Genomic DNA, 23,767 nt, shown 5'->3' on the forward strand with positions numbered 1-23,767 from the left:
TCTCGAAATCAGGCCGCGGCACGCAGCGGGCGGGTCAACGCCACGCCCTCGGCATCGAATAAATGGCAGTGGGCGGCGTCCAGGTGCAGGTTCAGCTGTTCGCCATAACGGCTGGCGAGATCACCGCGCACGCGCATGGTCAGGGCTTCGCCGGCGTTGGTGGTGACGTGGCAGAACGTATCGCTGCCGAGGCGTTCGCTGACGTCGGCAACCACCGCCAGGCTGCAATCGCCCGGTTGCGCCAGTTCCAGATGTTCCGGGCGAATGCCCAACGTCACCGCGCTGCCGACGCTGAGGCTGGCGGCGTTGAACGGCAGGTTGATGCGCGTGCCGGCATCCAGCGCGACTTCGCAGCTCTGCGCATCGACGCGGGCAATCTTGCCCTTGAGGAAACCCATCTTCGGCGTGCCGAGAAAACCGGCGACAAACAGGTTGGCCGGGTTGTGATACAGGTCCAGCGGTGAGCCGACCTGTTCGATCCGGCCACCGTTGAGCACCACGACCTTGTCGGCCATGGTCATCGCTTCGACCTGATCGTGGGTCACGTAGATCATCGTCGCTTGCAGGTCTTTGTGCAGGCGCAGCAGTTCCAGGCGCATCTGCACGCGCAGCGCGGCGTCGAGGTTTGACAGCGGTTCGTCGAAGAGGAAAATCTTCGGGTTGCGCACGATGGCGCGGCCGATCGCCACGCGTTGACGCTGGCCACCGGAGAGCTGTTTCGGCTTGCGCTCAAGCATCGGGCCAAGCTCAAGAATCCGCGCCGCTTCGCCGACTTTCTTCTCGACTTCGGCTTTCGGCACGCCCGCCAGATCAAGAGCGAACGACATGTTTTTCTTCACGGTCATGTGCGGGTACAGCGCGTAAGTCTGGAACACCATGGCCAGGTCACGCTTGGCCGGGCTGACTTCGGTAATGTCGCGGCCGTCGAGTTCGATGGTGCCGTCGCTGACTTCCTCCAGACCTGCAATCAAACGCAGCAGGGTGGATTTGCCGCAGCCCGACGGCCCGACAAAAACCACGAATTCCTTGTCGTTCACTTCAAGGTCGATGCCCTTGATGATGGAAAAACCTTCGAAGCCTTTCTGCAGATTCTTGATTTTCAGGTTGGCCATGAGATGGGCCTCCGCAATATTGTTATTCGTTTGAACCGGATCGGCTTTTATGTAGGCCTTCGCCTGCTCGCGATAGCGGAGTGTCATTCAACAATGATGTCGACTGGCATGGCCTCATCGCGAGCAGGCGAAGGCCTACAGGGAGTTGTGTTGGGTTTGGGATGTTCATTTCACGGCGCCGAACGAGAGGCCGCGCACCAGTTGTTTCTGGCTGATCCAGCCAAAGATCAGGATCGGCGCGCAGGCCAGCGTCGACACGGCCGACAACTTGGCCCAGAACAAGCCTTCGGGGCTGGAATACGAGGCGATCAGTGCGGTCAGCGGCGCGGCTTTCGACGAGGTCAGGTTCAGCGACCAGAATGCCTCGTTCCAGCACAGGATCAGCGACAGCAGTACGGTCGAGGCGAGGCCGCCCTTGGCGATCGGCAGCAGCACCCGGACCATCTCCTGCCACAGCGTGGCACCGTCGAGGCGTGCGGCTTCGAGGATGTCTTTGGGGATGTCCTTGAAGTAGGTGTAAACCATCCAGACCACGATCGGCAGGTTGATCAGCGTGTAGATCACGATCAGCGCAATGCGCGTGTCGAGCAGGCCGAAACTCTTCGCCAGCAGGTAGATCGGCATCAGCACGCCCACGGGCGGCAGCATCTTGGTCGAGAGCATCCACAGCAGCGTGCCTTTGGTGCGCTGGGTTTCGTAGAACGCCATCGAGTAAGCCGCCGGCACCGCGATCAGCAGGCACAGGGCCGTAGCGCTGAAGGAAATCACCACCGAGTTCCAGGCGAAACTGAAGTAATCGCTGCGCTCGTTGATGTGCAGGTAGTTCTCCAGCGTCGGCATGAAGATGAACTGCGGCGGTGTGGCAAACGCGTCGATCTCGGTCTTGAAGCTGGTCATCACCATCCACAGGATCGGGAAGAAAATCACGATCGCGATGGCCCAGGCCAGAGTGCCGAGCAACAGGCTTTGCAAGCGGCGGGATTGTTGGAGAGTCATGGCGGGCCTCAGGCTTTGTCAGTCAGGTTTTTGCCGATCATTCGCACCAGAATGATCGCCGCGATGTTGGCGATGACCACGGCAATCAAGCCGCCCGCCGAGGCCATGCCGACGTCGAACTGCACGAGGGCCTGGTTGTAGATCAGGTAGGCGAGGTTGGTCGAGGCGTAACCGGGGCCACCGTTGGTGGTGGTGAAAATCTCGGCGAACACCGACAGCAGGAAGATCGTTTCGATCATTACCACCACGGCAATCGGCCGCGCCAGATGCGGCAAGGTCAGGTGCCAGAAAATCGCGATCGGGCCGGCGCCATCCAGTCGCGCGGCTTCCTTTTGCTCCTGATCCAGCGACTGCATGGCGGTCATCAGAATCAGAATCGCGAAGGGCAGCCATTGCCACGACACAATGATGATGATCGACAGCAGCGGGTAGTGCGCGAGCCAGTCCACCGGTTGTGCGCCGAACAGTTTCCAGAGGTAGGCAAGGATTCCCGACACCGGATGAAAAATCAGGTTTTTCCAGATCAGCGCGCCAACCGTGGGCATGATGAAGAACGGCGAGATCAGCATGACCCGCACCAGACCGCGACCGAAAAACTCGCTCGCTTCCAGCAGCGCACTGATCAACACGCCGAACACCACACTGATCAGCAACACACTGCCCACCAGCAGCAATGTGTTGGTGGCGCCCGGCATGAAGCCCGAGTCGGTCAGGAAATAAGTAAAGTTTTCCAGCCCGACAAATTCGTTTTCGCCGGGGTAGAGCAGGTTGTAGCGGATCATCGAGAAATACAGGGTCATGCCCAGCGGCACGATCATCCACAGCAGCAACAGGGCCACCGATGGGCTGACCAGAAACCAGCCGGGATTGCGCATGCGCAGTTTGCGCTGGGGTGGCGCCAGTTCGATGTGGGCTTTGGCAGTTGAAGTATTCATGGCAGTAACCGATTCGACAGGCGAATGAAGATCCCTGTAGGAGTGAGCCTGCTCGCGATAGCGATTTTCCATCCAACCAAGCGGTGACTGACACACCGCAATCGCGAGCAGGCTCACTCCTACAAAAGCAAGAGCGAGCTGTGCTGGTTACTTGGGATAACCGGCGCGCTTCATCTCGCGTTCGGTGGTCTGCTGGGCCGCAGCCAAGGCTTGATCCACCGTGGTCTGGCCGATCAGCGCCGCCGAGAACAACTTGCCGACCTGCGTGCCTACGGCCTGGAATTCAGGAATGGTCACCAATTGAATGCCTATATAAGGCACCGGTTTCAGTGTCGGTTTGCTCGGGTCTGCAGCTTTCAGCGATTCCAGGGTGACCTTGGCAAACGGCGCGGCACTCATATAAGCGTCGCTGTAAGTCGAGGCGCGAGTGCCGGGCGGTACGTTGGCGATGCCATCGGTTTTCGCCACCAGCTCACCGTATTCTTTGGAAGTGGCCCAGGCGCTGAATTGCTTGGCGGCGTCCTTGGCTTTGGAGCTGGTCGGAATCGCCAGCGCCCACGAATACAGCCAGGCCGAACCTTTGTCAGTGACCTGATGCGGAGCGAAGGTGAAGCCGACATGCTCGGCAACTTTGCTTTGCGTTTTATCCGTCACGAAAGAACCGGCTACGCTGGCGTCCACCCAAATCGCGCACTTGCCGCTGTTGAACAGTGCGAGGTTTTCGTTGAAACCGTTGCTGGAAGCGCCCGGTGGGCCGGATTTCTTCATGGTGTTGACGTAGAAATTCAGCGCATTTTTCCATTCTGGACCGCTGAATTCCGGTTTCCATTGTTCATCGAACCAGCGCGCGCCATAGGCATTGGCCACGGTGGTGATCAGCGCCATGTTTTCACCCCAGCCAGCCTTGCCGCGCAGGCAGATGCCGTACTGCTCTTTGTCCTTGTTGGTGAGTTTTTCAGCGAACCCGGCGATCTCTTCCCACGTTGGCCGCTCGGGCATCGTCAGCCCGGCGTCCTTGAACAGGTCGGTGCGGTAATAGGTGATCGAGCTTTCGGCGTAGAACGGCAGGGCGTACAGCGAACCTTTCACTGACAAGCCTTCGCGGACCGAAGGAAAGACATCGTCGAGGGCGTAACTGGCCGGCAGGTCCTTCATCGGTTCCAGCCAACCCTTGGCGCCCCACAGTGCGGCTTCGTACATGCCGATGGTCAACACATCGAACTGACCGCCCTGGGTGGCGATGTCGGTGGTCAGGCGCTGACGCAAAACGTTTTCTTCGAGCACGACCCAATTGAGCTTGATGTCCGGGTGTTCGCTCTCGAACGTTTTCGAGAGTTTCTGCATGCGGATCATGTCGCTGTTGTTGACGGTGGCGATGGTCAGGGTCTGGGCGCCAAGGCTGACGCTGCTCAGGGTCATGCAGGTGAGGGCAAGCAGAGCTTTTGCAGTGGGTTGCATCGTGCACTCCTTTTCTGCACCCGGCGGGTGGCAGAAGGACGGTTATTGTTTTTGTGTCTTCCGACGACAGGAAGAATCTGCGCTGATTACAGCCTTCAATCGGCGCAGTGACAAATCATCCCTAGCACTTTTATCGATACTTTTTTGCACTGGGGTTTGCAGGGGTTAACGCAGGGAAGGGGTTTGCAGCGAGGAAGGGGAATCGAATGTGTACAGGTTTCCAGACGTTCCACAGCCCATGTAGGAGTGAGCGTGCTCGCGATAGCGGTGTGTCATTCAACAATGATGTCGACTGACATGGCCTCATCGCGAGCAGGCGAAGGCCTACAAAGGATAATGTGGTCAGAGGTGGTTTTGCTCGGTCAGGCGCTGCACCGCGAGCCGTCGGTAATGCGATGGCGTCATGCCCTTGAGCTGCTGAAAACGCCGGTTGAAGTTGGAGATGTTATTGAAGCCGGATTCGAAACATACCTCAGTCACCGGTTTGTCACCGTCGGCCAGCAATTCGCAGGACTTGCTGATGCGCAGGCGATTGACGAACTCGATGAAGTTGCGCCCGGTGGCCTGTTTGAACACGCGGCTGAAATAAGTCGGGGTCATGCCCAAGTGTTCCGCTACTTCTTCCAGCGAGATGTCACGGGCGTAGTGGCTGAAGATGTAATCGACCGCACGGTTGGTGCGATCGATGTTGTGTTCATCGGCGAGTTGCGGCGTCGTCGCCCCGGATAGCAACAGGAAATCATCACTGGCCGCAAGCAGTTCCATCAGGATGAAAAAATGCCCGAGACGAGTAATGCCGGTGGAGTCGGCGATACGCTGCATCAGCGTCATGGCCTGGCGAATGGTGCGCTTGCAGCGAAACTCGATGCCGTATTGCGCACGTTCGAACAGCGGTGCCAGGGTTTTCAACTCAGCGAATACCTGATGGCCACTTTCAAACAGTTCGTCAGTGAAGTTGACCAGCATGTCGCGCTTTTCCACCACTTCGTCTTCGGCGACCTGGCTGATCCAGTTGTGCGGCAGGTTGGGGCCGGTCAGGAATAGCGTTTCAGGATAGAAGTTGCCGATGTAGTCACCAATGAACACTTTGCCGGAACTGGCGACGATCAAGTGCAGTTCGTACTCCTTGTGGAAGTGCCAGCGCACCAGCGGGCAGGGGAAGCCGTGCTGACGGTAGATGATGGACAAGCCGTTATGGTCATCCATCAACTCGTAAGAGGGGTCGGTGACGCGAGCGGTTCGGGTCATGGTGCGCTTCTTGTTGTTGATCGCCTGCCGATGATGCCTCGTTTATCAAGCGTTGCGCCAGTTCCCGTTGGCCGTACGGTGCTGGTGTTTATGCTGACTTCTCACTGGCTTTCTGCAGATTGGCCGTCAGGCAAAAGCGCACCAGATTCGAATTCTTGATGAAGTCGAAGTTAATGATGTTGCATCTCTTCGCCCAGTCCGATTTGTTCGGGTCAAACCATTCATCCAGCGACTCGAGAATGCGCTGCGGACCGCCCACGGTGTAACTGGTCGCCGACAAGGACCATGGGCGCAGAGTGCTGATCGGCGTACTTAAGACGTTTGCTATGTAAGCTTGCAGACTGGTTGCGCTGACGAGTGATTTTCCGATCCATTTGTGATCGATCCTGCTCTGGAAACGATGGCCATCGGTTGCCCAGGTCATCGGCGCCGCCACCACGATTCGTTGCAGCGGACTGATTGCCTTGAGTTGCCCCAAGTTCAAATGCAGATTTTGCGCGGGAATCATTCGTTCGCCGAGGTGTTCGAGCATTAGCGCTTCGAATTGCGAATGGTCAAATTCCGTTGCACCGTCTCGGAGTTCATGAAAGTCGAGAATGATAAATTCATCATGGCTTCGCTCATAAAACCCTTTTATATCCCGCACCAGATCTTCCAGTGTTCGAGAGGAGCGGTTGCCATTATGGTGAAAGCGAAATTGTGCGAGACCTTGCGCGTCCGCAGCAAACACGAGGCGAACATCAAGCGCGCGAGCGCCGCGATTCAACTGGGAATAGAACGAAACGTCCTGGCAAGCCAGCCAGTTTTCGCCAAACGGCACCGCATACCTGGCTTCCAGGTCGCAGCCCGCATTATGCGTGCCCGGCAGCGTCAGTTCAAAAAGCGACAGGTTGTCTATTTGCGGTGCATCGGCCATCCATTGAAAAGATTGGAAGTTGTCCATGTCATATATCCTGCGTAGTTTTTTATGATTTAAAGTGCGCGCGCAGGAAGTTTATAAAGGCTGGTCAACGAATGGCCAACATGACATTCAATGCAAGTCATGTAGATGTTTTTGTTTATATGTCAGTGGGGTTATTGGGAAGAACGATTTTTCGCTTCAATCCACTGCGACATGTATTGCGTGCTCTTGTGCGAATGATGACGCAACATGCTGCCGGTGAAGTTTGTAATTCTTAGTCGTTCGAGGTTTTCCTGGCAATATTGCAGCTTTTCAATCAGTGCCGGCCCATGCACCGCCTGTGAGTAACGCTCGGTCAGCAGGGCATAACCCGCCGCACGGGCCTGCTGCCACTGCGCCTCTTCGTTATAAAGCGCTACAGCACGGTTAGCGAAATCGACTGCGCTTTGAGTGATGGCCCCCGGCCAGGCATGCTCGCCGTGCATGCCCTCGGCGCCCACCGGCGTGGTAACGCTTGGCGTGCCGCAAAGCATGGCGTCGACCAGTTTACCCTTGATGCCAGCGCCAAAACGCAACGGTGCCAGGCAAATCCGTGCGGCGGACATCACCTGCAATGCATCTTCAGCCCAGTTCATGATGTGAAAGCCTTCCCTGGCGTTGTGCAGCGCCGTGGCCTTCGGTGGAGTGTAAGCGCCATAGACGTGCAGTTGGGCCTGGGGCAATTGCTGGCGAATCAGCGGCCAGATCGTATTTTTCAGCCAGAGCACCGCATCCCAGTTAGGCGCATGACGGAAATTGCCAATGCTGAGAAAGTTCGCCCGGCCGGTTATCGCGGCTGGCTCGGCTGCTGGCGGATCAATCATCAACGGACACCAGTGCAGCAATTGCGCTGGCAAGCCGAACTGTTCGGTGAGTAACTTGATTTCCACCTCGGAAATCATCAGGTTCAAATCGCAACGATACAACGCAGCAATTTCGCGTTTGGCCAGATCACTCTGCGCCATCAACGTGAATTCGTCACTCAGGGCCGGCGCAAACACGTCGCCGAAATCATTCTGCTCAGGATTGAGCTTGAAGCGATCCTTGAGCCGTTGGTGGCGTGCATGCCGCAGGCTTTGCAGGTCCGAGGTTTCCAGCACGCGCAGCGCCTGCGGGCAGTGTTTTTCGACACGCCAACCGAACTGCTCCTCCATCATGAACTGGTCGAACAGGACAATATCCGGCGCCAGTTCGCTGATGAAAGCATCGAAGCTGCTGTTGTTAAGTTCGATTGGCACTTCACGAATGCCGAGCGCAGCCAGGTCGGCCTTGTGCTCGCCGGGGCCGGCCGGGCTGCTGAAGGTAATGTCCCAGCCTTGCTGCAGGAAGGTTTCGAGGATCTGCATGACATGCCCGCTGGCCGCCGAAGATAGCGGCTCTGGCCAGACGTAGCCGATGACAAGCACTTTGGTGGTGGAGGGCAGGGTCATGAGGAGCATCAGCCAGGTTGAAAAAAAGGGCGCAATTAAACCACAGTGATGGTTGCCTGCGCCCCTCTTCAGCGGTGCACCTGTGTTCGGGTTTTAAAAGGCCGGGTTGGCCAGATTGAGCAGGAGCGGCCCCGGAAGGAATTCTCCGGGAGCGGTGTTATTGATCGTATTGGTGATAACCGAACGGTTGAACTGAAAAGTACTGGGGCTGGTTCGGTATTGATCTATCAAAGACACTGCCACTGCATAGGACTCGGCATTTAACAATGCCGGATGTTCTTTGACGATTGCTGGCCAGGTCGTAATAGACGCAAACTCCCGAAAGTCCTCCACTTTTCCATAGCCGAAATGAGGGTTGGCCCTATTATCGGGATGCGCTTTGCGCGGGTTTCTGGCGAATTCCAACAAACCGACGGCGTCGTACTCCGCCGGGGTTGCACCTTTAATTGCATCTCCGTAATAGAAGTCAAGCGTGCCTGGAGCGCCATGAGACATTTCATGAACCAGAACGTCGCCGATCTTGGCGTCGTTGAATTTGGCCACTTCATACATTTCATCCAGATTGTCAGGGTAAATGGACAGAAATGTCCTGGTGTTGACGTCCAGTTTGGTATTCGAGTACACGGCGGCTCGCCAGCGTTTATAGGCTTGAGGCTGTAACGCAGCGTAAGCCTTGCTACCCGGCGGCCGAAAGATCATGTTCTCGAGGCGGACAAAGTCGAGATCTCTGCGCATGTGCCGCAGATTGTTTGTTATGTGCTCGGCTGCCGCATTCGAGTCGGTACCAAATAAATGCAGAAGGACGGTTCTGACGTCCTCGTTCCGGGCGTCGGAGATCAACGCAATAGCATTGTCGATTTTACTTTTAGCGTGAGGAATCGCTCTTTTGAGATAGCCGCGGGTGTAACTGAACGGCTTGGTTCGCTTGAACGGGTTGCGGATGAAATTGACAATTTTCAGCTCTCTTAATGGCGGCCCCCAAGGCTCCCCAAGACGGTTCATGGCGTACCATTCGTCTGTGTGGCGGATGCCCCATACCTGGGAGAGGTCGGTGGAGCTTTGCGCATATTGTCGCGTGCCCAGTCGGAGAGTGTCTGTATCGAGCGCTGTGGAAAGTGTGTGGTAGGCCGGTTTTGCAGTCCATTTCCGGGCATCGTAAATAGCGCCTTCAAGTGCGGCCAAACCGCTGTGCCAGCCTTTGCGTAAAAATTTCGCCCCCTTGATCACTACATCGGTGGCCCCGTCCAGTGGGTTGATCAGGCTGTTCACCAGTCCAAGACCTGTCGAAGCGATTTTGCCGGCTTTTGTGGCAACACTCACGCTCTTGGCGACTACGGTGGCAATCTTTGCAATGGCAGCGACGACTAACAGTACGGTCATTGCTGCTTCCAGCGCGCAAGCTCCAGCGCCTTGAACCTGGCGTTCTATATCGTCGGAACTCAAATCTTCGATACACGACTTGAACGGAACGACCACGTTGAGGAAGGTATCCAGATCCTTGTCCCGTTTGATCCGCAATGCCTCGAGCCGGGTCTGTCCCCAACACTCTTTGACCAGTTCATCATAAGTCGCTATCGGTCGGTGCTTGAGCACGAAGTTCACCAAACGGTCGAACTCCCTGGAGTAGAAGCTCTGATAGTAACCGTTGATCTGCGTCGGTGGCTCAGCCGGCAACTCACCGACTCTGTCAATGACACCCGAACTGACGGCGACAAGACCGGGAGTTACGCCATGGGTGTAACACTCAATATCTGTGGGTAATTGAAGCACTGTGGCAGGCGTGGAGTATTTCACCCCAGGGGAGGGCACCTTTTGATCCAACAGATTTTCCTGCTGGATGAGCGCTGCCAGCTGAGTGTTTTCACGGCAGATGCCGTGCAACGTGAGTAGCTCATAACACGAACCCTGACCCTCGTACTCGCAATAGATCACCACGCCGTAGCGGCCTTTGGCTTCGTCTATTTCTTTATGGCTTTCAGTGGGCTTACGCTCAGTCGTCTTCACGATCGAATCGATGACCGATGCAATCGGATTGACGGGTAAACTGGTAATGGTCTGAAGTTTCGCGACCGAGGGTCTCACTGTGAACATCGTCACTTTGCCTTTAAGCAAACGAGTCCGCTCAGGCAGTGGCAGGAACGAGAAGGCCTGTTTCAGATGCGTATGCATGGCTTGCATGTGCGTGACATAGGCCCGATTGAACTGGCGGTGGAATTCACCGTCGGGGGAAACCAGGTTGCGCAGCAGGTCGGGAAACGCTTTGTAGATACTTTCGCCTTTTTTCAGATCCCAGTCGCCGGTCGCAAGATCGTTGGACATGTGCAGTTCAACCGGTGAGAGGCGCAGCGAGGTGTATGCATCCTCCAGGGGGACATTGCGCACCTGTCCCAGAACGTCACGTTCAAGGTAAGTACAACCCTTGGCCACCTGTTCAAGAATGTCCAGTGCGACACTCCTGCGTGTGGGCAGAGGACGTTGTAATGTTTCGGCATTTGCGGCAAGCGTTCTGGCATGTCGCACATACGCATCCGTGGCAACTTTAAGCGCCTCAGGGACGGACTTTTCGAGGTCTTCAGGCGAGACGATTTTATTGAGCAATGCCCAATCGATAACAGGATCCACCGCTGCCAAAGCATCGAGTTTTTTGCGCGATTCGGTCGCTGGTTCCAGTGTTGAAAGTTGTTGAAGTTTTGCGTAAGACATCGAGCGGGTCGAGCCTGGCGCTATGATTTCATGCACCGCTACGATTCGGCAGTATTCGACGCATTGTGGTGTACCCAGTAGCAGCGTGGCCGGCATATGGTTGACGAGAAACTCCGGCGCGGGCTCGGCCAGTAATAAGTGCGCGGCGAGTGCGACGTTACGTTGGCTCACTCGGTGATGCGCGATCAGGTGATTTTCGAATTTCGTCTGAACTTCTGCGAACGACTGTTCCAAATGTTCGGCAGCATACAGATCGAAGCCGGCCACATGATTGCGCGGCTCTTGCTCACCGACTAGCGGATGGAGATCGAGCAACAGGGAGGTCAGGATTATTTGTTTGCGCGACGTTGCCGACTGTGGCTGGTCCGGCTGCGCGCCATACCAGCCAAGATCACGTACGTAAGCGTTCGCCCAATGAACGGCGATTGGGCTTGAGACCAGTTGATCAATGATCTCTTCGGCTTCAGAGCGTGTAAACGGCGTTGACCGGCCACCCAGAACACGTTCTGACAGATGCTCCAGTAATGACTCGCCTTTTGTATAACTGACAATGAGTTTACGAAGCTCGCCGCGTTGCGCCGCCGACAGCGTGGCCGTGTTGCCATCGCTGGACTTGATCATTTCCCGATAGTTACCAAACACTGGACCTGGCGTGGGTGCGGCATTCATGAATGCCACCAAGCGGGAAACTTCGTGAGCGTTGCGCGGGATCAGAAAACCATGGAATGCCAGCCATTGCGTTAAATCAATCTGCTCGGCGTTGGATATCTTGCCACCGGTCAGCTCTGCCATGTCAATCAGCGTTTGCAGGTCTTCTTTCAAATCCGGCGCGAGTACGAAAGCGTTTTCCAGCCCCGTGGTGTTGTTCCCGCTGACTGCATTCATTTTACCTTCAGCCGTTACCTCAAAAATGAAGCGGTCGGAAAGTTGTAATGCGGCCAGGAGTTTTATGAAGGAGGCTTGTTCGCACATCCGTTGCAATAGCTGCCGACCCGCGAGCAGTGCATTTTCCAGGGATGATCCCGATTCCAGGGAAATGGTTGCGCCGGCCAAGGTAATAGTTTGCGAAGGGGCGAGATCCGAAGCACGTTGCCTGAGTTTATAAATGACTTCTTCCCGCTCACGATTATCACTCGGAGAGTGATCGTGCGCAAAGTCTGCGGTGTTTGTAGCTTGGGATAAGTTACGTTGGCTCGAAGTTTTTGTATGTTTGATATTCATGAATTAGCGTGCTTTTGGTTGTTAAGTTCGACTTATCCTCTTTTCTAAATGGATGGTTATCAACAGACTTTGTGTGAGTGCGTTTTTCAGTTGCTCGAAAGTTGATGGTTTTATGTCGAGCTAATGAAGGGTGATGGCTTTATCGAGTCACGGGGTTAGCTAATTATCTTATTTACTTTGTCGCGCAATTGGTCAATGTAAAACGGTTTGCCGATCATATGCATCTCACTAGGGATATCGATGCACTGCGAGTAACCAGTTCGCTGATGAACTCAGGATCTGCATGACATGCCCGCTGGCTGCTGACGAACATGGCTCGGGCCAGACGTAACCGATAACCAGAACGTTGGTGTTACGCGAGCGTGTCATGCAGAAATCCTGAAACGAAAGCAGCAAAAAGGGCGCAATCAAACCACAGTGGATGGGGTGGCATGCGCCCCGGCTCAAACCATCCAAATCAAGGATACGGTGACGCTTTGGAAAGACTGAGCAAAACCGGGCCTTCAATGAATTTGCCATCGGTGGCTTTTTTCAATGCGTTCTCAATGGTTCTGACATTGAAACCAAGTGTCGCAGGGCGGGTCTTGTGTTGGTCAAGCAGCGCCACTGCAAGTAGATAAGACTCTGCGTTGATCAAGGCCGGATGATCTTGCAGCAGCTTGGGCAGCTTGCCCTTGATTTGATGAAATTCCTTATAGCCTGGGGCCCATGCCAAGGCACGATGGGGATTGTACAAGTTCTCTGGGTCGGCTTTGTGAGCGTTGCGGGCAAACTCCAACAGCCCGACGGCGTCGAACTCGGCGTGATACAGATCCGGGTAGGTTTTTCCGTAATACATATCGATTGTGGCTGCCGCGCCGTGTGACATCTCATGAACGATAACATCACCGATGCTGGCATCGTCATATCTGCTTATCTTGTAATACTCATCCAGATTATCTGGATAGATGGCCAGAAACCTCGTGGCGGCCCTGTTTATCTTCACACCGTTATAGTAACCGTCCTTCCAGCGCTTGTAGGTCATGGGCAGCATCGCTGCCAGTACTCCGGGTTCAGGTGCGCGAAAAACCATGTTGGACATTGCCACCGAATCCAGATCACCGCGCATCGAGCGCAAGTTTCGGCTGAGAACGTCAATCGCTTCAGAGGAATCGGTGCCAAAGACATGCTTCAAAACGGCGCGTATGTCGTCGTTATAGTTCGCTTCCGTCAGCGCCGTGAGCGAGTTGTCCAGTTTGGTTTTAGCGTGTGGAATCGCTTTTTTCAGGTAGCCGCGGGTGTAACTGTGCGGTTTGCTGCGACCGAAGAGGCGCTTGAGGGGGGCGAAGTTTCCCAAATCGAGTATTTTCAATCGAGGCCCCCATGCTCCGCCTACTTTGAGGTTGAGAGCATGCCACTCCTTGTTGCGCTCAAGCACCGCGATATCGATGGCCTGGCCAACGCTGTCCGCCCGGTGCCATGAGGCTTGCCGCAGATCATCGAGCCGCTCGAACTTGATCAGGTTGTAGGCGTCCGCCCCTCCAACCAACTTACGTAACTGCGCACTGGCGGCTCTGGCGGAGTCGAAGCCGTGCTGACCGAGAAACACAATGCCGCGTCCGGCCAGCCTGACCCCCTTGCGAGCCAGCGTGGGCAGTCCGTCAATCGGGTTGATCAGCGACACCGCGGCTCGCGCCACGGCCTTGGAGATCTTCAATAATTTCAGGGTTGTCGAGCCGGTTTTGGCGATGATGCTCGCCGCCGAAGCCCCCAGACCCACCAGCAGACCGATGATCGACAAGCCGTCGAGAATACAGCCGCCAATGCCTTCGGAAACCCGGTCAGTACGCCCCGACCCAATGTCTTCGACACATTGCTTGAAAGGCACGATAACGTTGATCAACAGGGTTTCAACGGTTTCTCTGGTTTTACGCAACTTCTGCAGGTCGGTCTGCGTGTTGAGGGAGTCATAGAGTTCGTCCCGGCGCGCGACAGGGTGTTCAGTCAGGATGCACTCAGCGATCTCATCGACCTGGCGAGAGAAGAACAGCGTCACCGGCTTGACGTCGGTGGCGTCGAGGTTCAACTGCCAGAGTTTTTCTACGACGACATTTGATCTGATGTCAGTGCGCGGTTCACTGCCGTCGCGATAAGCGGCAAAGTCCAAAGGCCAGTCTCGCGCCGGGTTCTTGGGCTGGAAATCGTGGGCGCCCCCCGTATACGAAAGCGTCGGGCGGTCGTGAATGATTCCGCTGTCTTGCAACATGGCGGCAAGTTCGGGACGTTCACGACACACACCGCGCAAGGTGAACAGTTCATAGGCGCGGATTTCGTTGTCGCTTTTGCAGCACAGAATAATGCCGTAACGTCCTTTCGCCTCGTCGCGGGCAACCTGGGTTTCTTCTTGCGGGTTCAGCGGATTGACCGATGTCCTCACGGTATACAGCGTCATGTTGCTATGGGTCAGCGCTCGCCGATGTTCTTCAGACAGGTTGCAGATGGCCAGTTTGATCAGCGACGACAGGCCTTTGCGAACACCTTGGTAGTAGCGTTCGAATGCCTGATCGAACAACTCACCCGGCGATTCAAGTTCATTGATCCGCGCAAACGCGCCCTTGGGCGGTTTGAAATCGCTCTGGCTTTTGAATTGGGTCGACAACTGCCCTTGTTCAATAAGGTCACCGGACAGGTACAGATCAAGAATCGACAGGCGCAGCCGCAACAAGCCGTCTGCCGCGTAGTCACTGTAGTCATTATCTACGGCGAGAATGTTCCAGAGTTCGCCGAGAAAGGCTGTTTGGTGAGCAGTTTGGAGACCGTCCAGCCAACTGCGTTCGCCGATGCTGCTCAGATAAGTGAGCTGGAAGGCCTTCTGTTGTAGATAAGCGCCGTCCGGCATCACCTTTCTCAGCGCCTGCAGGGCAATGCGCGCACGGTCTGGCGGAACGGAGGACAACGCCGTTTCGGACTGACCAAGCGCTTCCATGTAGCGATTGAAGCAGGTCGCGGCTTTGATCAGGGAGGCCTGGTCGTAGTCTTTTTTGCTTCGATAGTCGATCACGCCATTGAGCACTGCCCAATTGAGCATGGGGATCACCCCGGCTATATCATGTAACTCGGTTTGCTGCGCCGAGACGGGCGCCAGTTCCGAGAACGCTTTCACTTGCGCAAACGTCATCACGCGCGAAGAACCTGGCGATGCCAGTTCGACCAACGCGACAGCTTGCGCAATGGATACCCAGCCGGGCTTTTCCAATGTCAGTTCGACAGGAATATCCAGCAATAGAAACTCGGGGGCACTTGTCGCCAGCAATAGGTGTGCGGCGAGCGGCGCATAGTCCGCTTCAATCAGGCCACTGCTTACCAGATGTTGCTCGAACGCTTCACGCACGTGCGTTGCATGCTGCGTTGCGCTGGTCGGCTGATACAAGTCGAAGCCGGCAATCACTGACGAACCGGACGGCTCGACAATATCGATGATCAACGCGGCGGCGAGCATTTCGCTGAGCTGGCGGCTGCGTACCGACCCGTCATCGGCAGACAAGCTCCACTGGAGTCGCTGATGCAATGTTGTACCGTGCGATTTGGCGATCGGCTTGCTTAGAAAGTTTTCAATGAACTTGTCGGCGTTAGCCCGTTTATCCGCCGGCGCTATCAGTTTGAAGTTGTCGAACGCGAGTTTGCTTAAGAGGCTGGTTGTTCCGAGCGTAAGGTCATGTCCCAGTTCTTTGACAAGTAATCGGTCTGTTGCCGATAGATGAAACGGCGATTTCTCATCCGCGCTCAACAGTTCATGGTAATCGCCGAGTGCGGGAGGGGCGGGCAGTTCGAATTCGAGCCAGGCGATCAGGTGTCTGGTCTCGGCAATGGTGTGCGCGACGGTCAAACCTTCAAAGGTCAACCATTGCTCTATGCCGATAAGCTCGCCCGAATAGACGTAGCCCCCGGTTTCGACGGCAAGCTCGGCGAGCATGGCCACGTCTTCCAGCAGCGTGCCACCAGAATCGGTATTGATCGGAATGTTGGATCGATAAGACCCGGCGACTACAAACAAATTGGCTTTGGTATCCACGCCAAGTTGCACATCGGCAGGGTATGAATGTTTGCGTAACAAGGCGGCAAAGACCTCACTTTCGCTGATCTTGCGCAACGCATTGCGGGCAGGGTCATAAGCATCGTCAAACGTGCTACCGACGACCCGCGGTACAAACCGGTCGCGCATATCGAAAAACGTATCGAGGGGTTGAGAGGCACTTGCCGAATAATCGCCGAACGCGGTTGTAGCGTCCGTTTGTGCGATGGCTTGAACGAGCGCCTTGGCAATCAGGGCTTTTTCTTGTTTGTCGTGAGTGGAACGGTCGACGATTACACTGGCGTCGGCTGGCAGGGACTGCATAGTATCTATCCTTGATGTTTATTTGAGGTTATAGATCAACGCGATAATGAAAGCGCAGACCATAGAACCCATTCAGAATAAACACAGGGAAGTGCATGACGGCAGTGTTAGTTGATTACTGCTTGTTTGACGATGTGACGATTTGCGTCCAGTAAATCGAACTCACGCTACTTGCTAGCTTTTTCAAGGATATTTTTAACTTTGTCACGAAGTTGATCGATGGAAAACGGTTTGCCGATCATGTGCATGTCTTCCGGGACATCAATAGATTCCGCGTAACCACTGGCGAACAGGACCTTAAGGGCTTGGCGCAGTTTGCGCGCTTTCTTCGCCAGTTCGCGACCATCCATGCCGGGCAGCCCGACATCCGTCATCATCAGATCGATTTGCTTGGTCCCGTCCCCAAGAAATTCCAGGGCCTGTTCGCTGCCGTCAGCCTCAAGCACCTTGTACTCCAGCTCCTCCAGGACATCCACAATAAGCATGCGTACGATGTTGTCGTCTTCTACGACAAGGATGGTGGGTGCGTTGGTAAACATGGCAGGGCTCTCAAAAAAAACGGGGGGATACCGGTCAGTCGAATTTACCGGACTCTTGCATGAGTAAGTGGCGCATAGCCACAAGTTCCCGGCTTGATACAAAAAAAGCGCGGGGCAACGGGGCGGCGACAGGATAGCGGTTGGCGCCGTCCGCGTGCAGGGGGATGTAGGAAATTGCCATCAAAAGCGTGAGAAAAATGGATCCAGACCGGGGTTTTCGGGCAAACTCCACGGTTTTCAACAGTTCGACAAGGCTGCCTCATGTCCTCTCCGTCTTCGGTTGATGAACAACGGTTCCGTAAACTCCTGACTCGCAACATCAGCCTGCCCTTGGGCGTAGGCGCACTGAGCGCCGTGTTCTTCGTGGCGCTGATCACCTATTTGCTGTCGGTCATCCAGTGGGTGGAGCACACCGACCGGGTGATCAATAACGCCAACGAAGCGGTGAAACTCACCGTGGATCTGGAAACCGGCATGCGCGGCTACCTGCTCAGCGGTGACGAGCATTTTCTCGACCCGTACGAGACCGCCAAACCGCGGATCGCCGTGGCGCTCAGTACGTTGCTTGAGCTGACCGCCGACAACCCGGTGCAGACGGATCGCATTCGTCGTCTGCAGGCGTTGCAGGTCGAGTGGGCCAATTACGCGCAATCGATGATCGATCTGCAGCGCAGCAGCGGCGATTATCGCGGCGCGGTCAAGGCCGGGCGCGGCAAGCGCCTGACCGACGAAATCCGCAAGCAGTTCGAAGACGTCATCGAGACCGAGCAGGTATTGCGCGCCACGCGTAATGAAGAAGTGCGCCGTACCACGATCTGGAGCATCAGCCTTTATCTGCTGTTCATCGGCGTCATCAGCGGTTTGCTGGCGTACGTCGGCCGCCGCGACCTGGTCAATTTGTCGCAAAGTTATAGCGCGACTTTGGCGGCGCAAGAGGCCAGCGCCGAGCGTCTGGAGAAACAGGCGTGGTTGCGCAACGGCCAGACACAACTGGCCGAGCAAGTGTTGGGGCAACTGACCCTGAATCTGTTGGGGCGCAATATTCTGCAGTTCTGCGCGCAATACCTGGGCACTGCCGTGGCCGCCTTGTATGTGCGCGAAGAGCACGGCGGACTGAAACGCGTAGCCACTTACGGATTCTCCCGTGAACAGGAAGAGCAGGAACAAGCGATATTCAGTGGCGAAGGCATCGTTGGCCAAGTGGCGCAGCAGGCGCGGCTGATTCGTCTTGATTCGGTGCCGAGCGACTACTTCAAGGTCAGCTCCGGTCTTGGTGAAGGCTTGCCGCACAGCGTGCTGGTGGTGCCGACCAGCGACGACGAACGCGTCAATGGCGTGATCGAACTGGGCTTCCTGCGCCCGCTGAACCAGCGCGACATCGAATTGCTGGAACTGATTGCCGGCAACATCGGTACTTCCATCGAAGCGGCGCGTTACCGCCAGCGCCTGCAGGAAGTGCTGGCTGAAACCCAGCAGCTCAACGAAGAGTTGCAGGTGCAGCAGGAAGAACTGAAAACCGCCAACGAAGAGCTGGAAGAACAGTCGCGGATTCTCAAGGAATCCCAGGCGCACCTGGAAACCCAGCAGGTCGAACTGGAGCAGACCAACGAGCAGCTTGCCGAACAGGCGCAAACCCTGGCCGAGCAACGCGATGCCATGGACCAGAAGAACACCGCGCTCAATCAGGCCCAGGTGCAACTGGAAGAACGCGCTGAAGAGTTGCAGCGTTCGAGCAAATACAAGTCTGAATTCCTCGCCAACATGTCCCACGAACTGCGCACGCCATTGAACAGCTCGCTGATTCTGGCCAAGTTGCTGGCAGAGAACCCGCAGGAAAACCTCAGCGCCGAACAGGTCAAGTTTGCCGAGTCGATCTATTCCGCCGGCAACGACTTGCTCAACCTGATCAACGATATTCTCGACATCTCCAAAGTCGAGGCGGGCAAGCTCGAAGTGCTGCCCGAGAACACCAGCGTCGCGCGTCTGGCCGAAGGCCTGCGCAACATGTTCGAGCCACTGGCGACAGACAAGCAGCTGGCCTTCACTGTCGACCTGCAACCGGGCGCGCCGAGCATGTTGTACACCGACCGCCAGCGTCTGGAGCAGGTGATCAAGAACCTGCTGTCGAATGCGTTGAAGTTCACCGAGAAGGGTTCGGTGAGCCTGACCATCGCCGGCCAGCCTGACGAGCGTATTGCATTCATCGTTCGCGATTCGGGCATCGGTATTGCGCCCGACCAGCAGGAAAGCATTTTCGAAGCGTTCCGCCAGGCCGATGGCACCACCAACCGCAAATACGGCGGCACCGGTCTGGGCTTGTCGATCTCCCGCGATCTGGCAACTTTGCTTGGCGGCTCGATCAGCGTCAGCAGCACGCCGGGGCAGGGCAGTGTGTTTACCCTGCTGCTGCCAATTCAGTACAGCGAGTCCGCGGAAGTGGCATCGGCGCCGTTGACCTTCACGCCGCCTGCGCCAGTCGCGCCTGCAACGCCAGCGCTGAATGTGTCACCGCTGGCGCCGGTACACATTCCGCGTTTCGCCGACGATCGTGACAAGGCTCCGTTCAATACCCGCTGCATTCTGGTGGTGGAAGACGAACCGAACTTCGCCCACATCCTCTATGACCTTGCGCACGAGCTGGGCTATCAGTGCCTGGTCGCCCACGGTGCCGACGAAGGCTACGACCTGGCGAGAGAGTTCGTCCCGGATGCGATCCTGCTCGACATGCGCCTGCCAGACCACTCCGGCCTGACCGTGCTGCAGCGTCTCAAGGAACACGCCGGCACACGGCACATTCCGGTGCATGTGATTTCCGTCGAAGACCGCGTTGAAGCGGCTATGCACATGGGCGCTATTGGCTACGCAGTGAAACCGACCACCCGCGAAGAGCTGAAAGACGTATTCGCCCGTCTCGAAGCCAAGCTGACGCAAAAGGTCAAACGCGTGCTGCTGGTCGAGGATGACGATCTGCAACGCGAAAGCATCGCGCGGCTGATCGGCGATGAAGACATTGAAATCACCGCGGTGGGCCTGGCCCAGGATGCGCTGGAGCTGCTGCGCACGACGATCTACGACTGCATGGTCATCGATCTGAAGTTGCCGGACATGCTCGGCAATGACCTGCTCAAGCGCATGTCCACCGAGGACATCTGCTCGTTCCCGCCGGTGATTGTCTACACCGGGCGCAACCTGACCCGCGACGAAGAATCCGAGCTGCGCAAGTATTCACGCTCGATCATCATCAAGGGCGCGCGCTCGCCGGAGCGCTTGCTCGATGAGGTCACACTCTTTCTGCACAAAGTCGAATCGCAGTTGTCCCATGAACGGCAGAAGATGCTCAAGACCGCACGCAGCCGCGACAAAGTCTTCGAGGGCCGCAAGGTGCTGTTGGTGGACGATGATGTGCGCAACATTTTCGCCCTGACCAGCGCCCTGGAGACCAAAGGCGCAGTCGTGGTGATCGGCCGTAACGGTCGTGAGGCGATTGAGAAACTCAACGAAGTCGAGGACATCGATCTGGTGTTGATGGACGTGATGATGCCGGAAATGGACGGTTTTGAAGCCACCATTGAAATCCGCAAGGATCCGCGCTGGCGCAAGCTGCCGATCATTGCGGTCACGGCCAAGGCCATGAAGGACGATCAGGAGCGCTGCCTGCAGGCGGGCGCCAATGATTATCTGGCCAAGCCCATCGACCTGGATCGTCTGTTCTCGCTGATTCGTGTGTGGTTACCGAAGATGGAACGCATTTAGTGGAACGCAGTACACCCGCCGAACGAAACAGCGAAATTGAGCTGCGCCTGTTGATCGAGGCGATTTATCTCAAGTACAGCTACGATTTTCGCGATTACTCCGGCGCTTCGATCAAGCGTCGGGTGCACCACGCGTTGAGCCAGTTCGAGTGCGCGACGATCTCGGCGCTGCAGGAAAAAGTGCTGCATGACCCGACGGCGTTCATGCAGCTTTTGCAGTTGCTGACGATTCCGGTCAGCGAGATGTTTCGCGACCCGTCGCACTTTCTTGCCATCCGCAACGAAGTGGTGCCGCTGTTGCGCACCTATCCTTCGTTGAAAATCTGGATCGCCGGGTGCAGCACGGGCGAGGAGGTCTACTCGATGGCGATTCTACTGCGCGAAGAAGGCCTGCTCGATCGCACGATCATCTACGCGACTGACATCAATCCACGCTCGCTGGACAAGGCCAAGCAGGGGATTTTCTCGATGGAGAATGTCCGCGCCTATACGGCCAATTACCAGCAGGCCGGTGGTCAGCGTTCGTTCGCCGACTACTACACGGCGGCCTATGGCTACGCGATTTTTGACAAGACCTTGTGCGAAAACGTGACGTTTGCCGATCACAGCCTGGCCACCGACAGCGTGTTCTCCGAAACCCACTTGATTTCCTGCCGCAACGTGCTGATCTATTTCAACAAGAAGCTCCAGGATCGGGCCTTCGGGCTGTTTCATGAATCGCTGTGTCACCGCGGCTTTCTGGTGCTGGGCAGCAAAGAGACGCTGGACTTTTCCAACTATGCCAACCGGTTCGAAGGGCTGGTGAAGCAAGAACGGATTTACCGCAAAACATGAACGAAGCGGCGGTTTTGCCTCGCGTCGAGGCCGTTGTAGTCGGAGCGTCCGCCGGTGGCGTCGAAGCGTTGCTGAGCCTGCTCGGGCCGCTGCGCCGTGGCTTCAGATTGCCAATCATTGTGGTTTTGCACCTGCCTGAAGAGCGCCGCAGCCAATTGGCCGAGGTCTTCGCCCGGCGCCTGCAAATGCCGGTGGTCGAGGCTGCCGACAAGCAGGATATCGAAGCCGGCACGGTGTATTTCGCCACGCCCGGTTATCACCTGTCGATTGAAATGGACCGCAGCTTTTCCTTGAGTCAGGAAGACCGTTTGCACCATTCGCGGCCCTCGATCGATTTTCTTTTCGAGTCCGCCGCCGACGTTTACGGGCCAACGCTGGCCGCGGTTTTACTGACTGGCGCCAATCACGATGGCGCGCGCGGACTGGCGCAAATCAAGCGCTGCGGCGGTTTGACCATTGTCCAGGACCCCAACGAAGCGCAGGTCGCCACCATGCCCCAGGCTGCAATGAACATTCGGCAGCCGGATCATGTCCTACCCATTCACGACATCAGCGGTCTGCTTGTCGAGCTGGAACGAATCGCATGCTAAGTAACATCCAAGCCAAACTGCTGATCGTCGACGATCTGCCGGAGAATCTGCTGGCACTCGAAGCGCTGATCAAGCGCGAAGACCGCACGGTCTACAAAGCCCTGTCAGCGGATGAGGCGTTGTCGTTGCTGCTGCAGCACGAGTTCGCCATGGCCATTCTCGATGTGCAGATGCCGGGCATGAATGGCTTCGAACTCGCCGAATTGATGCGCGGCACCGAGAAAACCAAGAACATCCCGATCATTTTCGTCAGCGCCGCCGGCCGCGAATTGAACTACGCGTTCAAAGGCTACGAGAGCGGGGCGGTCGACTTTCTGCACAAACCGCTGGATATCCATGCGGTGAAAAGCAAGGTCAACGTGTTCGTCGATCTGTATCGCCAGAGCAAAGCCCTCAAGCAACAGCTCGAAGCGCTGGAGCAGGCGCGTCGCGAACAGGAAGCGCTGCTGCAACAACTGCAAAGCACCCAGGCGGACCTCGAGCAGGCCGTGCGCATGCGCGATGACTTCATGTCGATCGTCGCCCACGAAGTGCGCACGCCGCTCAACGGCCTGATTCTCGAAACCCAGTTGCGCAAGATGCACCTGGCCCGCGACAACGCTTCGGCGTTCACCCTCGACAAGATGCACGCCATGGTCGACCGCGATGAGCGGCAGATCAAAAGCCTGATTCGTCTGATCGAAGACATGCTCGACGTGTCGCGCATTCGCACCGGCAAGCTGTCGATCCGCCCGAGCCGTTTCGATCTGGTGCAGTTGGTGAGTAATCTGTTGCAGAACTTCGCGCAGCAGATTGAAGCCGCGGAGACCGAAGTGTCGCTGACCGTGTTCGGCCCCGTGGAAGGTCACTGGGACGAGTTCCGCATCGAGCAAGTGGTGTCGAACCTGCTGACCAACGCCCTGCGTTATGGGGGCCGCAGTCCGATTCAGGTGCGCGTCTACCGTGAGGGCGACGAAGCCCGGATCGAGGTCCAGGACCACGGCATCGGCATCAGCAAAGAAAACCAGAAGCGTATTTTCCAACAGTTCGAACGGGTTTCCGCCAAGACGGTAGTGGCCGGGCTCGGGCTGGGTCTGTTCATTTCCGAGCAGATCGTCGCCGCCCATGGCGGCTCCATCGTCGTCGAAAGTGAAATCAACGAAGGCGCCCTGTTTCGCGTTTGTCTGCCAATCCAGGAAAACGGCATATCCGACGCAACCTCTGATTGACCGTACGGTCGTATCAGCAGCTATTGACCGAACAAAGGCTTCCCATGAGCGTAGATGCACAAGATGTAGTACTCGTCGTCGAAGACGAACCGGTTATCTTGATGGTTCTGACGGATTATCTGTCGGGGCAGGGCTATCGCGTGTTGCAGGCTGAAAACGGAGAACAGGCGTTCGAGATTCTGGCGAGCAAGCCGCACTTGGACATGTTGATCACTGATTTTCGTTTGCCGGGCGGAATTTCCGGCGTGCAGATCGCAGAACCCGCCGTAAAACTGCGCCCGGATCTGAAAGTGATCTTCATCAGTGGTTATCCGCAGGAAATCCGCGAGACCGGTAGCCCGATCACCAACAAGGCTCCCATTTTGGAGAAACCCTTCGATCTGGACGTGCTGCAGGAAAAGATTCAGGAATTGCTGGCCTGACTGC

The 23,767-nt window shown here is 56.4% G+C and carries 15 protein-coding genes and 1 pseudogene; 5 read left to right on the forward strand and 11 right to left on the reverse strand.

Features of this window, described 5'->3' with window-relative positions; translation table 11 throughout:
- Positions 1 to 8: 8 nt before the first annotated feature.
- From BLU52_RS11645 to BLU52_RS11690, 11 genes and pseudogenes are all read right to left on the reverse strand, one after another.
- On the reverse strand, positions 9 to 1,112 hold the full coding sequence (locus BLU52_RS11645) for an ABC transporter ATP-binding protein (protein ID WP_090288524.1): 1,104 nt from the start codon (positions 1,110 to 1,112) through the stop codon (positions 9 to 11).
- A gap of 165 nt (positions 1,113 to 1,277) precedes the next feature.
- Positions 1,278 to 2,108 carry a carbohydrate ABC transporter permease gene (locus tag BLU52_RS11650; protein WP_090283315.1) on the reverse strand — a complete coding sequence of 277 codons (831 nt, stop codon included), beginning with the start codon at positions 2,106 to 2,108 and terminating at the stop codon, positions 1,278 to 1,280.
- Positions 2,109 to 2,116: 8 nt separating this feature from the next.
- The gene (locus BLU52_RS11655) at positions 2,117 to 3,043 is read right to left on the reverse strand and encodes a carbohydrate ABC transporter permease (RefSeq protein WP_090283316.1); all 927 of its coding nucleotides are present in this window, start codon (positions 3,041 to 3,043) and stop codon (positions 2,117 to 2,119) included.
- 147 nt (positions 3,044 to 3,190) lie between these two features.
- Complete coding sequence (locus BLU52_RS11660; RefSeq protein WP_090283317.1) at positions 3,191 to 4,501, reverse strand: ABC transporter substrate-binding protein; 1,311 nt, start codon at positions 4,499 to 4,501, stop codon at positions 3,191 to 3,193.
- A gap of 342 nt (positions 4,502 to 4,843) precedes the next feature.
- Entirely contained in the window at positions 4,844 to 5,749 is a 906-nt protein-coding gene (locus tag BLU52_RS11665) for an AraC family transcriptional regulator (protein ID WP_090283318.1), read from the reverse strand.
- 88 nt (positions 5,750 to 5,837) lie between these two features.
- A complete protein-coding gene (locus BLU52_RS11670) occupies positions 5,838 to 6,692 on the reverse strand; it encodes a PI-PLC domain-containing protein (RefSeq protein WP_197677964.1) in 855 nt (284 codons plus the stop codon).
- Between the two features lie 131 nt (positions 6,693 to 6,823).
- Positions 6,824 to 8,119, reverse strand: a complete 1,296-nt coding sequence (locus BLU52_RS11675; protein WP_090283320.1) for a glycosyltransferase — start codon at positions 8,117 to 8,119, stop codon at positions 6,824 to 6,826.
- Between the two features lie 93 nt (positions 8,120 to 8,212).
- Entirely contained in the window at positions 8,213 to 12,043 is a 3,831-nt protein-coding gene (locus BLU52_RS11680; RefSeq protein ID WP_231988027.1) for a hypothetical protein, read from the reverse strand.
- A 155-nt stretch (positions 12,044 to 12,198) separates the two neighbouring features.
- Positions 12,199 to 12,303 (reverse strand): annotated as a pseudogene (locus BLU52_RS27000) (response regulator); the annotation flags it as partial.
- Positions 12,304 to 12,500: 197 nt separating this feature from the next.
- The gene (locus BLU52_RS11685; protein ID WP_090283321.1) at positions 12,501 to 16,418 is read right to left on the reverse strand and encodes a hypothetical protein; all 3,918 of its coding nucleotides are present in this window, start codon (positions 16,416 to 16,418) and stop codon (positions 12,501 to 12,503) included.
- 167 nt (positions 16,419 to 16,585) lie between these two features.
- On the reverse strand, positions 16,586 to 16,957 hold the full coding sequence (locus tag BLU52_RS11690) for a response regulator (protein WP_090283322.1): 372 nt from the start codon (positions 16,955 to 16,957) through the stop codon (positions 16,586 to 16,588).
- A gap of 261 nt (positions 16,958 to 17,218) precedes the next feature.
- Between BLU52_RS11690 and BLU52_RS11695 the strand changes: the two genes are divergently transcribed.
- The 5 genes from BLU52_RS11695 to BLU52_RS11715 are packed head-to-tail and all read left to right on the forward strand — an operon-like array spanning position 17,219 to position 23,763.
- Positions 17,219 to 20,710, forward strand: coding sequence for a response regulator (locus tag BLU52_RS11695; protein ID WP_090283323.1), 3,492 nt, complete (start codon positions 17,219 to 17,221; stop codon positions 20,708 to 20,710).
- Positions 20,710 to 21,543, forward strand: coding sequence for a CheR family methyltransferase (locus BLU52_RS11700; RefSeq protein WP_090283324.1), 834 nt, complete (start codon positions 20,710 to 20,712; stop codon positions 21,541 to 21,543). The genes BLU52_RS11695 and BLU52_RS11700 overlap by 1 nt, the downstream gene beginning before the upstream one ends.
- Entirely contained in the window at positions 21,540 to 22,133 is a 594-nt protein-coding gene (locus tag BLU52_RS11705) for a chemotaxis protein CheB (RefSeq protein ID WP_090283325.1), read from the forward strand. The genes BLU52_RS11700 and BLU52_RS11705 overlap by 4 nt, the downstream gene beginning before the upstream one ends.
- A complete protein-coding gene (locus BLU52_RS11710; protein ID WP_090283326.1) occupies positions 22,127 to 23,341 on the forward strand; it encodes a hybrid sensor histidine kinase/response regulator in 1,215 nt (404 codons plus the stop codon). The genes BLU52_RS11705 and BLU52_RS11710 overlap by 7 nt, the downstream gene beginning before the upstream one ends.
- A 44-nt stretch (positions 23,342 to 23,385) precedes the next feature.
- Complete coding sequence (locus BLU52_RS11715) at positions 23,386 to 23,763, forward strand: response regulator (protein WP_039761562.1); 378 nt, start codon at positions 23,386 to 23,388, stop codon at positions 23,761 to 23,763.
- The last annotated feature ends 4 nt before the right edge of the window (positions 23,764 to 23,767 follow it).

Origin of the sequence: Pseudomonas granadensis (genome assembly GCF_900105485.1) — a bacterium.
Taxonomy (GTDB): Bacteria; Pseudomonadota; Gammaproteobacteria; order Pseudomonadales; family Pseudomonadaceae; genus Aquipseudomonas; species Aquipseudomonas granadensis.

Bases quoted from the DNA above. Each gene is read 5' to 3' on its own strand.
- BLU52_RS11645 (WP_090288524.1), bottom strand. From the start codon at position 1,112: ATGGCCAACCTGAAAATCAAGAATCTGCAGAAAGGCTTCGAAGGTTTT.
- BLU52_RS11650 (WP_090283315.1), bottom strand. From the start codon at position 2,108: ATGACTCTCCAACAATCCCGCCGCTTGCAAAGCCTGTTGCTCGGCACT.
- BLU52_RS11655 (WP_090283316.1), bottom strand. From the start codon at position 3,043: ATGAATACTTCAACTGCCAAAGCCCACATCGAACTGGCGCCACCCCAG.
- BLU52_RS11660 (WP_090283317.1), bottom strand. From the start codon at position 4,501: ATGCAACCCACTGCAAAAGCTCTGCTTGCCCTCACCTGCATGACCCTG.
- BLU52_RS11665 (WP_090283318.1), bottom strand. From the start codon at position 5,749: ATGACCCGAACCGCTCGCGTCACCGACCCCTCTTACGAGTTGATGGAT.
- BLU52_RS11670 (WP_197677964.1), bottom strand. From the start codon at position 6,692: ATGGACAACTTCCAATCTTTTCAATGGATGGCCGATGCACCGCAAATA.
- BLU52_RS11675 (WP_090283320.1), bottom strand. From the start codon at position 8,119: ATGACCCTGCCCTCCACCACCAAAGTGCTTGTCATCGGCTACGTCTGG.
- BLU52_RS11680 (WP_231988027.1), bottom strand. From the start codon at position 12,043: ATGAATATCAAACATACAAAAACTTCGAGCCAACGTAACTTATCCCAA.
- BLU52_RS11685 (WP_090283321.1), bottom strand. From the start codon at position 16,418: ATGCAGTCCCTGCCAGCCGACGCCAGTGTAATCGTCGACCGTTCCACT.
- BLU52_RS11690 (WP_090283322.1), bottom strand. From the start codon at position 16,957: ATGTTTACCAACGCACCCACCATCCTTGTCGTAGAAGACGACAACATC.
- BLU52_RS11695 (WP_090283323.1), top strand. From the start codon at position 17,219: ATGTCCTCTCCGTCTTCGGTTGATGAACAACGGTTCCGTAAACTCCTG.
- BLU52_RS11705 (WP_090283325.1), top strand. From the start codon at position 21,540: ATGAACGAAGCGGCGGTTTTGCCTCGCGTCGAGGCCGTTGTAGTCGGA.
- BLU52_RS11710 (WP_090283326.1), top strand. From the start codon at position 22,127: ATGCTAAGTAACATCCAAGCCAAACTGCTGATCGTCGACGATCTGCCG.
- BLU52_RS11715 (WP_039761562.1), top strand. From the start codon at position 23,386: ATGAGCGTAGATGCACAAGATGTAGTACTCGTCGTCGAAGACGAACCG.